Origin of the sequence: Stenotrophomonas sp. 364 (assembly GCF_009832905.1) — a bacterium.
GTDB lineage: Bacteria > Pseudomonadota > Gammaproteobacteria > Xanthomonadales > Xanthomonadaceae > Stenotrophomonas > Stenotrophomonas maltophilia_AP.
On sequence record NZ_CP047135.1, the window covers coordinates 3,808,358 to 3,820,977 of the forward strand.

The following is a 12,620-nucleotide window of genomic DNA, read 5'->3' on the forward strand; positions in this document are numbered from 1 at the left end:
TGGTCGGCTGATTGTGGCCTACGCCGTGACGGCGAGCCAGCGCCACGCGCAGCCGCGCAGAGCCCGGCGCTACGGGGTGGCCTGCAGCCACGCCAGCTTGCGCGCCCGCGGTTGCCGCTTGAGCTGCCATTCGGCCTTGGAGGCGGTTGCCCGGTCCGGGTAGGCGCGCATGGCCAGCAGCTTCACCGGCGGGTGGGCGCGGGTGTACTTGGCGCCCTTGCCGGCCAGATGGGCCTGGAAGCGGGCGTCCACATCGTTGCTGATGCCGGCGTAGTAACTGCCGTTGCGGCATTCCAGCAGGTACACGTACCAGGGGGCGGGTTCAGCGGGCATACCGGGATTATCCACCGGAGAGTGCCCGGCGGCTGCTAGAATCCGCCCCGGATGCAGGACAGAGGTGCCACGCTGGCACCCGCCGAAGGCGCAGGCTCCCATAATCGCTCAGGCCGGTGGCTCGGAACGCCACCAACCATGCATCCAGCACGCCGATCTGGAGAGAGGTCTTCAATGACCCGCCGAAGGGGCACGTGGCCTTGGCCACCGAACTCTCAGGCAAAAGGACAGCGGGAGCGGCAACGGAATCCCACCCTCACGACAGTGCCCCGCGCTGGCGTGCGATGTGCGTGCTTCCGTCCCCGCCTGACGTGCCCGGAGCCTCCCCCATGCTGCTCTCCCTGATCTACCTCATCGCCATTTCCGCCGAAGCCATGACCGGCGCGCTGTCCGCCGGACGGCGGCGCATGGACCTGTTCGGCGTGGTCATCATTGCCTGCGTCACCGCGCTGGGCGGTGGCTCGCTGCGCGACATCGTGCTGGGCCACTATCCGCTGGGCTGGGTGAAGCACCCCGAGTACCTGGGCTTCACCATCTGCGCGGCGTTGATCGCCACCTGGGTGGCGCGCTGGATGCACCACTTCCGCCGCACCTTCCTGGTGCTGGATGGGCTGGGGCTGATCTGTTTCACCCTGATCGGCTGCGCGGTGGCGCGCGATGCCGGCCACGCCGCGCCGATCGTGCTGATCTCGGGCATGCTGACCGGCGCCTTCGGCGGCGTGCTGCGCGACGTGCTGTGCAACGAGGTGCCGCTGATCTTCCAGAAGGAACTGTATGCGGTGATCACCCTGTTCACCGGCGCGGCCTACCTGGGCCTGCTGGAGCTGGGCGTGTCGATCAACGCGGCCACGCTGTGGTGTTTGGGCGGCGGCTTCCTGCTGCGCCTGCTGGCCATCCACTTCAAATGGGAAATGCCCAAGTTCGTCTACCGCGACGAGGTGCATTGAACGGACCGTTCAATGCACCGGTAGCACCCGACCGTCTCCGCTCCATGACCAAGGTCATGTGAGTGCAGGCACCCACACGCGGTACCATGACGCCCCCGCCCCTCCCGGGTCGGTATCCAGCCACGCTGCGGCATTCGACCAGCGGCCCCGCCAGACAACCCCACTTCGCCTCGCCTGCCCCCACGGGCCGGTAAACCATGGACGCGTTCGCCGTGTGGCGTACGCGCAGGATGCCCCATGTCTGCCCCGCTCCCCTCGCGTTCCCGTCGTCTGTTCAAACCGCTGTTGGTCGGGGCCGTGCTGGCCGCCGCCGTGATCGCCTGGCGGGTGTTGTCGCCCGCGCCGGCCGCCGAAGCCGCGCCCGCGAGCACTGCAACACCGGTGCGCGTGGCCACGGTGGTGCGCGAAGACCTGGTGGTGCGCCTGAAGGCGCTGGGCACGGTGACGCCGTTGCATACGGTGAGCCTGCGCAGCCGCGTGGACGGCGAACTGCTGCGGCTGTCGTTCCGCGAGGGCGAGCACGTCAAGGCCGGCGACCTGATCGCCGAGATCGACCCGCGTCCCTACCAGGTGGCATTGACGCGTGCGCTGGGCACCCAGCAGCAGAACCTGGCCGAACTGGACAACGCGCAGACCCAGCTCAAGCGTTACAGCGAACTACAGGCCAAGCACTTCGTCTCTGCCCAGGACCTGAGCGACCAGCAGAGCAAGGTGCGCCAGCTGCAGGGCCGTCGGCAGACCGACCAGGCCGCGGTGGACGAAGCCCGCCTGCAGCTGCAGTACACCCGCATCACCGCGCCGGTGGCCGGGCGCATGGGCCTGCGCAACGTGGACGTGGGCAACCTGGTGCGCAGCGGCGATACCGAACCGCTGGCCACCATCACCCAGACCACGCCGATCAGCGTGCTGTTCACCGTGCCCGAGCCGGACCTGCCAGCGGTGGTGGCCGCCGTGCGCGCCACGCCCGACCTCACGGTGGAAGCCTGGGATCGCGAAGAGCGTCAGGCGCTCGGCAGCGGCGTGCTGTCCAGCCTGGACAACCGCATCGACACCGCCACCGGCACGCTGAAGCTGCGCGCGCAGTTCGCCAATGCCGACGAGGCGCTGTTCCCCAACCAGTTCGTCAACATCCGCCTGCAGGTCAGCAGTGCCGATGCGGTGGTGATTCCCAACGCCGCCGTGCAGTTCGGCAGCAAGGGCAGCTATGTGTACGTGATCGCGCCGAACAACACCTCGCACCTGCGCAACGTGGTACTGGGCCCGGCCGATGGCGAGCGCGTCTCGGTGCGCGAAGGCCTCAAGGCCGGCGAGCGGGTGGTGGTAGAAGGCATCGACGGCCTGCGCGAAGGTGCGCCGGTGGAGGTGGTGCCCACGCCGACAACACAGGTGGACGCGCCGCGGACCGGCGCATGAACCTCTCGCGGCCCTTCATCGAGCGCCCGGTCGCCACCACGCTGCTGATGGTGGCGCTGCTGCTGTCCGGCATCCTGGCCTACCGGCTGCTGCCGGTGGCGGCACTGCCGCAGGTGGATTACCCGATCATCCAGGTCACCACGCTGTATACCGGTGCCAGCCCGGGGGTGACCACCCGTGCGGTGACCGCGCCGCTGGAGCGCCAGCTCGGCCAGATTCCCGGGCTGAAGCAGATGTCGTCCACCAGCTCCGGCGGCGCCTCGGTGATCACCCTGCAGTTCTCGCTGGAGGTCGCCCTCGGCGTGGCCGAGCAGGAAGTGCAGGCCGCGATCAACGCCGCCGACAGCTTCCTGCCCGACGACCTGCCGGTGCCACCGGTGTACCGCAAGGTCAACCCGGCTGATACGCCGATCCTGACCCTGGCGGTAACCTCGCAGGGGCTGTCGCTGCCGCAGGTGCACGACCTGGTGGATACGCGCATGGCCCAGCGCCTGTCGCAGCTGCCGGGCGTGGGCCTGGTCAGCCTGGCCGGCGGGCAGCGCCCGGCGGTGCGCATCCAGGTGAATCCGTCGGCGCTGGCCGCCAACGGGCTGAGCATGGCCAGCATCCGCACCGCGATCGGCGCGGCCAACGTCAACATGCCCAAGGGCAGCTTCGACGGCCCCACCCGCGCGATCATGCTCGATGCCAACGACCAGATGCGCTCGGTGGCCGAGTACCGGGCGCTGATCCTGGCTTACAAGGACGGCGCGCCGCTGCGCCTGGGCGACGTGGCCACAATCGAAGACGGCGCGGAAAACCGCCAGCTGGCCGCGTGGTCGGGCACCACGCCGGCGGTGCTGATCAACATCCAGCGCCAGCCCGGTGCCAACGTGATCGCCGTGGTGGACCAGGTGCGGGCGCTGCTGCCGCAGCTGCAGGCATCGCTGCCCAAGGGCGTGGACGTGGCGGTGCTGAGCGACCGCACCGAATCGATCCGCGCCTCCATCCGTGGCGTGCAGCACGAACTGCTGATCGCCATCGCGCTGGTGGTGATGGTCACCTTCGTGTTCCTGCGCAACATACCGGCCACGATCATTCCCAGCATCGCGGTGCCGCTGTCGCTGGTGGGCACCTTCGGGGTGATGCTGCTGGCCGGGTTCTCACTCAACAACCTCACCCTGATGGCGCTCACCATCGCCACCGGCTTCGTGGTCGACGATGCGATCGTGATGCTGGAGAACATCGCCCGCCATCTGGAGCGCGGCGCCACGCCGATGCAGGCGGCACTGAAGGGCGCCCGGCAGATCGGCTTCACCCTGATCTCGCTGACCCTGTCGCTGATCGCGGTGCTGATCCCGCTGCTGTTCATGGCCGACGTGGTGGGCAAGCTGTTCCACGAGTTCGCGATCACCCTGGCGGTGGCGATCGGCATTTCGCTGCTGGTCTCGCTGACGCTGACCCCGATGATGTGCGCGCGCCTGCTCAAGGCCGGGCATGCCACCCGCCGCGATGCCGACGGCCAGGAATCGGCGCAGCAGGGCGACCCGTTCGACCGCGTGGTGGCGATCTACGACCGCCAGCTGCACTGGGTGCTGCAGCGCCAGCCGCTGATGCTGGGCGCCACCGTGGCCACCCTGCTGCTCACCGCCGCGCTGTACGTGTGGGTGCCCAAGGGTTTCTTCCCGGTGCAGGACGCTGGCCTGATCCAGGGCATCAGCGAAGCGCCGCAGTCGATCTCGTTCCAGGCCATGGCGCAGCGCCAGCAGGCGCTTGCGTCGGCACTGCTGGACGATGAGGACGTGGCCAGCCTGTCCTCGTTCATCGGCGTGGACGGCAACAACGCCACGCTCAACAGTGGCCGGTTGCTGATCGAACTGAAACCACACGCGCAGCGCAGCAGCGACGCACAAGCGATCATCGCGCGCCTGCAGCAGCGCGTGGCGCACGTGCCCGGCATCACGCTGTACCTGCAGCCGGTGCAGGAACTGGGCATCGAGGACCGGATCAGCCGCACCCAATACCAGTTCACCCTGACCAGCCCCGACAGCGACCAGCTTGCGCAATGGACGCCCCGGTTGCTGGCCCACCTGCAGCAGTCCCCAGCCCTGGCCGACGTGGCCAGCGACCTGCAGGACCAGGGCCTGCAGGCGCACGTGCTGATCGACCGCGTCGCCGCCGCGCGCCTGGGCATCAGCGTGGACGCGGTGGCCGATGCGCTGTACGACGCGTTCGGCCAGCGCCAGATCTCCACCATCTTCACCCAGGCCAACCAGTACCGGGTGGTGCTGGAAGCGCGCCCGGACGCGGCCTTCGGGCCGGACGCCATCGCGCGCCTGCACGTGGCCGGGCCGGATGGCAGGCAGGTGGCGTTGAATGGCATCGCGCGCATCGAGCAGCGCCCCGCGCATCTATTGATCAACCACGTGGGCCAGTTCCCGGCGGTGACGTTCTCGTTCAACCTGGCACCCGGTGCGTCGCTGGGCGAAGCGGTGCAGGCCATTGAAGGCGCGCGTGCGGCGATCGGCCTGCCTACCGGGGTGGAGCTGCGCCTGCAGGGGGCGGCCGACGCGTTCCGCGCCTCGCTGTCGAGCACGCTGTGGCTGGTGCTGGCCGCGGTGGTGGTGATGTACCTGGTGCTGGGCGTGCTGTATGAGAGTTTCATCCACCCCATCACCATCCTCTCAACGCTGCCCTCGGCCACGGTGGGCGCGCTGCTGGCCCTGCTGCTGAGCGGGCGCAGCCTGGACCTGATCGCGGTGATCGGCATCGTGCTGCTGATCGGGCTGGTAAAGAAGAACGCGATCATGATGATCGACTTCGCGCTGGAGGCCGAGCGTGAGTTCGGCCTGGCCCCGCGCCAGGCGATTCACCAGGCCGCGCTGCTGCGCTTCCGTCCGATCCTGATGACCACCCTGGCCGCGCTGTTCGGCGCCATTCCGCTGATGTTCGCCAGCGGCTCGGGCGCGGAACTGCGGCAGCCGCTGGGCGTGGTGATGGTGGGCGGGCTGATCGTCAGCCAAGTGCTCACCCTGTTCACCACGCCGGTGATCTACCTGTTCTTCGACCGCTTCCGCCGGCGTCCGGCCGAACGTGCCGACGATGCGGCCGAGGCCCACGCGTGAGTCCGCTTGCGCGGGCGATCGGCTGGTTCGTGCAGCACCCGGTGGCCACCCTGCTGCTGTCGGTGGCGGTGGTGCTGGCCGGCCTGCTGGGGCTGCGGCTGCTGCCGGTGGCACCGCTGCCACAGGTGGACTACCCGGCGATCAACGTCAGCGCCAGCCTGCCCGGGGCCAGCCCCGAATCGATGGCGGCCAACGTGGCCACGCCGCTGGAACGGGCGCTGGGCACGATTCCGGGCTTGAGCCGGATTGACTCGGCCAGCACCCAGGGCTCCACCCAGATCGAGCTGCAGTTCGAGTTGGGCCGCGACGTGGACAGCGCCGCGCGCGACGTGCAGGCGGCGATCAATGCCGCCCGCGCGCAGTTGCCCAGCGGCATGCCGGGCATGCCCCAGTACAACAAGGTCAATCCCTCGCAGGCACCGATCCTGGCGCTGGCGCTGAGTTCGGACAGCCTCTCGCCCGGTCAGATCTTCGATGTGGCCTCCACGGTGATCGCGCAGAAGCTGGCGCAGATTCCCGGGGTCGGCGAAGTGCAGGTGGGCGGCAGCTCGCTGCCGGCGGTGCGCGTGTCGCTGGATCCCAATGCGCTCAACCAGCAGCGCATCGCACTGGATGATGTCGCGGCGGCCATCCGCACCGCCAACGCACTCAAGCCGCTGGGCAACGTGGCCAGCCAGAGCCGGCAATGGCAGCTGGAGGCCAGCCTGCAGCTGCGCACCGCCGCCGAGTACCGCGACCTGATCATCGCCATGCGCGAAGGCCGCCCGGTGCACCTGCGCGACGTCGCCCAGGTCAGCGAGGACGTGGAAGACCGCTATGCCAGCGGCTTCCACAACCAGCGCCCTGCGGTGCTGCTGATCGTCAGCCGCCAGCCGGACGCCAACATCATCGAGACCGTCGACGCCATCAACGCGCAGATGGACACGCTGCAGGCGCTGCTGCCGGCCAGCATCGACATGCAGGTGGTGATGGACCGCTCGCCGGTGATCCGCGCCACCCTGCACGAGGCCGAGCTGACCCTGCTGCTGGCCATCGCCCTGGTGGTGCTGGTGGTGCTGGCGTTCCTGGGTCACTGGCGCGCCGCGCTGGTGCCGACCCTGGCCATTCCGGTGTCGCTGCTGGGTGCGCTTGCGGTGATCGCGCTGCTCGGTTTCTCGCTCAACACGCTGTCGCTGATGGCGCTGATCGTGGCCGCGGTGCTGGTGGTGGACGATGCCATCGTGGTGCTGGAGAACATCGCCCGCCATCGCGAAGGAGGCGCCTCACCGATGGATGCGGCCCTGCGCGGTGCCGGTGAAGTGGGTGCCACGCTGTTGTCGATGAACATCGCGCTGGCGGTGGTCTTCGTGTCGATCCTGTTCCTGGACGACTTCGTGGAGAAGCTGTTCCGCGAGTTCTCGCTGACCCTGGTGGCGGCGATGGGCGTGTCGCTGCTGGTCTCGCTGAGCCTGACTCCGATGCTGTGCGCACGTCTGCTCGGCCGTGAGCGGCCCGGTGCGGGCAACGTGCTGCAACGGGGCGGCACGGCGTTGTTCGAGCGGCTGCGCGGTGGCTACGTGGCCAGCCTGCAGACGATGCTGCGCTGGCTGGCCGTGCCGGTGCTGCTGTTCGGCGCGGTGATCGGGCTGAACGTGTGGCTGTTCCAGCAGGTGCCCAAAGGCATCGTGCCCAAGCAGGACACGGCACAGCTGCGTGGTTTCGCGCGCGGCGACGATGGTCTGTCGTTCCAGGTGATGCAGCCCAAGATCGATGCGTATCGGAAGCTGCTGCTGGCCGACCCGGCCATCAGCGACATCATCGGGTACATCGGCGGGCGCAGCGGGGTCAACAACGCCTTCATCATGATCAAGATGAAGCCGCTGGCCGAGCGCAAGGTGTCCAGCCAGCAGGTGATCGACCGCCTGCGCAGCAACATGCCGAAGATTCCCGGCGGCGGCATGTTCCTGTGGGTGGACCAGGACATCAAGCTGGAAGGCAGCGGCGACAGCGGCCAGTACGAGTTCCAGCTGCTGTCCGGCGAGCTGGAACCTCTACGGCAATGGGCACCCAAGGTGGCCGACGCCCTGCGCGCCCTGCCCGAACTGGTGGACGTGGAATCCAAGGGCGACGAAGGCATGCGCCAGGTGGTGCTGGACATCGACCGCGACGCCGCAGCACGTTTGGGCGTGGACATGCGCATGATCGCGTCGGTGCTCAACAACGCCTTCAGCCAGCGCCAGGTGGCCACGTTGTACGACACGCTCAACCAGTACCGCGTGGTGATGGAACTGGACCCGCGCTACACCCAGGACCCGTCCACGCTGGACCAGATCCACGTGATCGGCAAGGACGGGCAGCGCCTGCCGCTGTCCTCGATTGCCAGCTGGTCCTACGGCATGGCGCCGGACCGCATTTACCACAGCCAGCAGTTCGCCTCGGTCTGGATCGAGTTCGCGCTCGCACCCGGCGTAACCCTGGACCAGGCCGTGAAAGCCGTGGACCGCGCGATGGCCGGCATCATGCTGCCCACCCATGTACAGGCCAGGCTGAGTGGCGAGGCCGGTGGCTTCGAGACGCTGCGCGAGCGCCAACTGTGGCTGATCGTGGGCGCAATGCTCGCGGTGTACCTGGTGCTGGGCGTGCTGTACGAGAGCTTCGTGCAGCCGCTGGCGATCCTGTCCACCCTGCCCTCGGCCGGTGTGGGCGCCCTGCTGGCGCTGATGGCCTTCGGCAACGAATTGAACCTGATCTCGCTGCTGGGGCTGTTCCTGCTGATAGGCGTGGTGATGAAGAACACCATCCTGATGATCGACTTCGCGCTTTCGGCCGAACGCGAGCGCGGCTTGTCGCCGTATGACGCCATCTGCGAGGCGGCACGGCTGCGCTTCCGGCCGATCCTGATGACCAGTGTGGCGGCGTTGCTGGGAACGTTGCCACTGATGCTGGCCACCGGCGAAGGCTGGGAGATGCGGCAGCCGCTGGGGATCGCGGTCGTGGGTGGGTTGCTGGTGAGCCAGTGGCTGACGTTGTATACGACGCCGGCGATCTACCTGGCCTTGGCGAAGCTGCGGCGGGCGGCCTGAACGATCGGCGACAGGATCAGACGTTCGGCACCGGGCTCACCGGTCCTGCCGCACCCTCACAAGCAGTGGCGTTCCCTGGCCCTGCTGGAGGGCATCACGGTCGACGCGATAGACCCATTCATCCCAGTCACCGAAGAGGCGGAGATAGCCGTCCAGATCGGCGATAGTCCCGCTTCCGTATCGGCATTGATCGTCTTCAGGCCAGTCCGCAACGAAGAACACGAACGTTTCGTGGCCTGCGGCCTCGCCCGACTGCACCAGCGCCTTCAGTGTTTCAACAACGTGCCTGCGCACATGGCCGAAGTCGGTCGCACCGGCCTCCACGTCCACAGGAAGCCGGCCGACCCAGCACCAGTCGAAACGAGCGGCAAGACGCTGCAAACCAGGGCGAAGTTCCGTCCAGAATCGATCCAGGCCGTGTTCGATGGATGGCGCGCTGGTTTCCATGAGGCCTGCCCACCCACAGATCTGATGCGGGGGATGCGCGAAAGCGATGCCGACTTGATACATACTGCCGTCCTGGCCCGATGTTTGCGGAGACGCTAGCACCATCGCTGGATTCCCTCAACGAAAGTGCATCCGCAGGCGGAAGAGCCAAGCTCGGCTCCTCAGGAGCGTCACCGCTCCCTTGCGAAGGGTATCCAGCAGGCACCGAGCTGCCGCGTTCTTCTTGAGCGGCGCAACCGGCAGATGCACGCCGGTTGTATCTCGCCGTGACTGGAGCAGCGGTCAATTTGCGAGCTACTTCCAACTGTTTGACTCAGGTCAAGCATCTGTACCCGCGACGTCCTTGCCCAATGCGCCCGGCACAGTGCCGGGCGCATCCGCCACTCACGCCGCCTCGCTGATCCGCGCCGCGCGCCGCGCCCGCACCGCCTGGGCCAGGCTCTCCAGCACGGCCAGCGAGCTGTCCCAACCGATGCAGCCGTCGGTGATGCTCTGGCCGTAGGTCAGCGGCTGGCCGTCGACGAGGTCCTGGCGGCCGGCGACCAGATGACTCTCGACCATGACGCCGACAATGCGCTCCTCGCCGTTGGCCAGCTGCGCGTTGATGTCGGCGATGACCTTGGGCTGGTTCTCCGGATTCTTGCTGCTGTTGGCGTGGCTGGCATCGATCATGATGCGCGCGGCCAGGTGCGACTTGGCCAGCGTCTGGCTGGTCGCCTCCACGTGGTCGGCATCGTAGTTCGGCGTCTTGCCGCCGCGCAGGATGACGTGGCAATCCGGATTGCCGGCGGTGGCCACGATCGCGGTGCCGCCTTCCTTGGTCACCGATAGGAAGTGATGCGGGTTCGAGGCCGCGCCAATCGCATCGGCGGCGATCTTGATGTTGCCATCGGTGCCGTTCTTGAAGCCCACCGGGCACGACAGGCCCGAGGCGAGCTCGCGGTGCACCTGGCTCTCGGTGGTGCGTGCGCCGATCGCGCCCCAGGCCACCAGGTCGGCGATGTACTGCGGCGAGATCACGTCGAGGAATTCCACGCCGGCCGGCAGGCCAAGCTTGTTGATGTCACGCAGCAGACCGCGCGCGACGCGCAGGCCCTTGTTGATGTTGAAGCTGCCGTCCAGGTCCGGATCGTTGATCAGGCCCTTCCAGCCCACCGTGGTGCGCGGCTTCTCGAAGTACACGCGCATGACGATTTCCAGCTCATCGGCGTAGGCATCGCGCAGCGGCTTGAGGCGCTGGGCGTACTCGATGGCGGCCACCGGGTCATGGATCGAACACGGGCCGATCACGACGGCGAGGCGGTCGTCGCGGCCGTGCAGGATCTCGTGCAGGGCCGCGCGCGAGGCGCTGACCGTATCGGAGGCTTCGTCGTCACAGGGCAGCATCGCCAGCAGCTGGGCCGGCGGGGTCAACGGTTCGATCTTGCGGATGCGCAGGTCATCGGTGTGCGGGGGCATGGGGGAAACTCCTTGGAAGTGGGGGTCCCCAGCGCGGCGGCAACAAAAAAGCCGCCAGGTGCGCTGGCGGCTTTCGGGAATGCGTCTGAAGCTTTCTTCAGGGTGAGCGCATGCCTTCCTCCGCCGGTGGCTTCGGAAAGTAATACCAAAAGTAGGAATTGGCGGGGCGTGCGTTCATTGGGGAGTATTGATAGCACAGCTTGTGTGCGGCGCAAAATGTTTCATTCGCAACTGCGGCGGCGGTGTTCAGCCACCGTGGGCGCCGGCCTCATGCCTTCGGCAGCGCCGCTGTGAGGCCCCTGATGGTTTGATCATTCCTGGGCAAATCATCGCACCTCGCCTCCAGGGCCTCACCCCTTGCACGCAAAGGGCTATTGGCAACGCGCGGGGCAGCATGCGCGAAACTCGGTCGATGCGGAAGTCCGTGCCGCACCGCTCCCGGACAGTTCAACTGCCAACCGTCGCTCGCCTGCACGTCTCGTTCAAGTCTCATTAGACCGCGTTCCAGCGCTGCTCCGGATTGACCAGCTCGTGGTCCAGATAGACGAACAGATCAATGAGGTCGTCGTCCTGGAGGTGGGCGACGCTGGACGCTCCGAGCCGCTTCAACTCGCGCGCCACCTCCTGTTCGCAGCCCCGATCGGCAGTGATTCGCACGACATCCATGACCAGCAGCGAGCGGTCCACGCGACTCAGGCTACGTGGCTCTGTAGGAGAACCGGCATCATTGTCGTTGGCCGCGTCCAAGCCGATCCCCACGCCCGTCGTCCACGGCGAGGGGGGCTTTGCCTTAGCCAGCAGCTGCCTTACCTGTTCGATCCACTGATTCACTACCCGACCCCCTGATCCCGCGTGCTGCGGGCTTTGCGAACGCCAATACCTGGGCGGACGGCAGACCACTCACCAGGGCGCCGTAGATCAGTGCAACAAGCCTGCCATAGTCCTCTGGCTCCAGCCGCGCTCCGTCTAAGGCCTCCTCGGCCAACTGGACGGCCAGTGTGATGTCCTCGGGTCGCGCAGGTTGAGACATCCCGCCGGAAGTTGAAGCCGCTGCGCCGACGCCGACCTCGGAAGCGCTCAGACGTTCGTCGCCTGCCCCGGTGAGCACCCAGTTGGCATTCCACCCGGAAGCGACCAGACCGCTGAGGAACTCCGCATCGGGCAGACGCTCGCCTCGCTCATAGTTCTGGTAGGTCCGCTTGGCAACGCCCAGACGCTGGGCCATCTCCTCCTGGGTAGATGACGCACGAATGTGCCTTATTCGAACCCCTATCAGGCTCATTTGCTCCTTTCGCACTTATCCCCCTGAACCGCGAAGCGGCGTACGGCTGCCCGTGAACACGCTTCGCACTTTTTCAAGCCATTGATCGACAAGTATTTTTTCACAAGAAGCAGGCACATCTCGACCACCATTAACTACGAAGCACGTTCGTACTTGACATAGAGCACGTTCGTTCTCATCATGGCCGCACAGATTCCGACATTGGATACCCGGAAACGTGACGGCATTACACCCACCAAAAAAAACCAGCCTTCGTAAAGACTGGCACCCAGCCGAAATCGTGGCACAGCTACACATGAAGGGGATTTCCCTTCGTCAGTTGAGCCTGCTCAACGGCTACCGCAACCAGAACAGCTTGGCCAAGGCACTTCACCGCCCCTACCCCCTGGCAGAAGCGTTGATCGCAGAAGCACTCGGTTTCCCCACTGCCGATATCTGGCCCAGCCGTTACGGACCAGACGGCAGACCCAACCGCAGGCGCGGACCCGCTGTGCTTCTTCCGCCTGATGCCAAGCCTAGCAGGCTGCGTGGACGCCGCAATCAGGAAAAGGAGGCCAGTTGATGGATCGGGTGC

Annotated in this window: 10 protein-coding genes and 2 riboswitches; of the genes, 5 read left to right on the forward strand and 5 right to left on the reverse strand. The window is 66.9% G+C overall.

What is annotated here, in order from left to right; genetic code table 11:
- Positions 1–69: 69 nt before the first annotated feature.
- Positions 70–333: a GIY-YIG nuclease family protein gene (locus tag GQ674_RS17125; RefSeq protein WP_128097542.1), complete on the reverse strand. Its 264-nt coding sequence runs from the start codon at positions 331–333 to the stop codon at positions 70–72.
- A gap of 44 nt (positions 334–377) precedes the next feature.
- Positions 378–472: riboswitch (glycine riboswitch) on the forward strand.
- Positions 473–480: 8 nt separating this feature from the next.
- Positions 481–572, forward strand: a riboswitch (glycine riboswitch).
- Positions 573–662: 90 nt separating this feature from the next.
- Between GQ674_RS17125 and GQ674_RS17130 the strand changes: the two genes are divergently transcribed.
- From GQ674_RS17130 to GQ674_RS17145, 4 genes are all read left to right on the forward strand, one after another.
- Positions 663–1,280, forward strand: a complete 618-nt coding sequence (locus tag GQ674_RS17130; RefSeq protein WP_038685940.1) for a trimeric intracellular cation channel family protein — start codon at positions 663–665, stop codon at positions 1,278–1,280.
- A 237-nt stretch (positions 1,281–1,517) separates the two neighbouring features.
- Positions 1,518–2,693 (forward strand): MdtA/MuxA family multidrug efflux RND transporter periplasmic adaptor subunit, encoded by a 1,176-nt coding sequence (locus tag GQ674_RS17135; RefSeq protein ID WP_159498019.1) that lies wholly within the window; start codon positions 1,518–1,520, stop codon positions 2,691–2,693.
- A complete protein-coding gene (locus GQ674_RS17140; protein WP_159498020.1) occupies positions 2,690–5,797 on the forward strand; it encodes an MdtB/MuxB family multidrug efflux RND transporter permease subunit in 3,108 nt (1,035 codons plus the stop codon). The genes GQ674_RS17135 and GQ674_RS17140 overlap by 4 nt, the downstream gene beginning before the upstream one ends.
- Entirely contained in the window at positions 5,794–8,859 is a 3,066-nt protein-coding gene (locus GQ674_RS17145) for an efflux RND transporter permease subunit (protein WP_159498021.1), read from the forward strand. The genes GQ674_RS17140 and GQ674_RS17145 overlap by 4 nt, the downstream gene beginning before the upstream one ends.
- A gap of 36 nt (positions 8,860–8,895) precedes the next feature.
- On the opposite strand, the gene GQ674_RS17150 is transcribed toward GQ674_RS17145, so the two are convergent.
- The 4 genes from GQ674_RS17150 to GQ674_RS17165 all read right to left on the reverse strand — a co-directional run bounded on the left by GQ674_RS17150 (position 8,896) and on the right by GQ674_RS17165 (position 11,989).
- The gene (locus tag GQ674_RS17150) at positions 8,896–9,369 is read right to left on the reverse strand and encodes a hypothetical protein (protein ID WP_159498022.1); all 474 of its coding nucleotides are present in this window, start codon (positions 9,367–9,369) and stop codon (positions 8,896–8,898) included.
- Between the two features lie 321 nt (positions 9,370–9,690).
- Positions 9,691–10,764: a 3-deoxy-7-phosphoheptulonate synthase AroG gene (gene aroG, locus GQ674_RS17155; protein ID WP_159498023.1), complete on the reverse strand. Its 1,074-nt coding sequence runs from the start codon at positions 10,762–10,764 to the stop codon at positions 9,691–9,693.
- A 492-nt stretch (positions 10,765–11,256) separates the two neighbouring features.
- Positions 11,257–11,451 carry a hypothetical protein gene (locus tag GQ674_RS17160; RefSeq protein WP_159498024.1) on the reverse strand — a complete coding sequence of 65 codons (195 nt, stop codon included), beginning with the start codon at positions 11,449–11,451 and terminating at the stop codon, positions 11,257–11,259.
- Positions 11,452–11,554: 103 nt separating this feature from the next.
- Positions 11,555–11,989 carry a helix-turn-helix domain-containing protein gene (locus GQ674_RS17165; RefSeq protein ID WP_236546115.1) on the reverse strand — a complete coding sequence of 145 codons (435 nt, stop codon included), beginning with the start codon at positions 11,987–11,989 and terminating at the stop codon, positions 11,555–11,557.
- 352 nt (positions 11,990–12,341) lie between these two features.
- Here GQ674_RS17165 and GQ674_RS17170 point away from each other — a divergent pair, with 352 nt between their 5' ends.
- Positions 12,342–12,608 (forward strand): helix-turn-helix domain-containing protein, encoded by a 267-nt coding sequence (locus GQ674_RS17170; protein ID WP_159498026.1) that lies wholly within the window; start codon positions 12,342–12,344, stop codon positions 12,606–12,608.
- Positions 12,609–12,620 lie beyond the last annotated feature (12 nt).

What these genes read in the sequence shown, in the direction of transcription:
- GQ674_RS17130 (WP_038685940.1), top strand. Translation starts at nt 663, where the DNA reads ATGCTGCTCTCCCTGATCTACCTCATCGCCATTTCCGCCGAAGCCATG.
- GQ674_RS17135 (WP_159498019.1), top strand. Translation starts at nt 1,518, where the DNA reads ATGTCTGCCCCGCTCCCCTCGCGTTCCCGTCGTCTGTTCAAACCGCTG.
- GQ674_RS17125 (WP_128097542.1), bottom strand. Translation starts at nt 333, where the DNA reads ATGCCCGCTGAACCCGCCCCCTGGTACGTGTACCTGCTGGAATGCCGC.
- GQ674_RS17150 (WP_159498022.1), bottom strand. Translation starts at nt 9,369, where the DNA reads ATGTATCAAGTCGGCATCGCTTTCGCGCATCCCCCGCATCAGATCTGT.
- aroG (WP_159498023.1), bottom strand. Translation starts at nt 10,764, where the DNA reads ATGCCCCCGCACACCGATGACCTGCGCATCCGCAAGATCGAACCGTTG.
- GQ674_RS17165 (WP_236546115.1), bottom strand. Translation starts at nt 11,989, where the DNA reads ATGGCCCAGCGTCTGGGCGTTGCCAAGCGGACCTACCAGAACTATGAG.
- GQ674_RS17170 (WP_159498026.1), top strand. Translation starts at nt 12,342, where the DNA reads ATGAAGGGGATTTCCCTTCGTCAGTTGAGCCTGCTCAACGGCTACCGC.
- GQ674_RS17140 (WP_159498020.1), top strand. Translation starts at nt 2,690, where the DNA reads ATGAACCTCTCGCGGCCCTTCATCGAGCGCCCGGTCGCCACCACGCTG.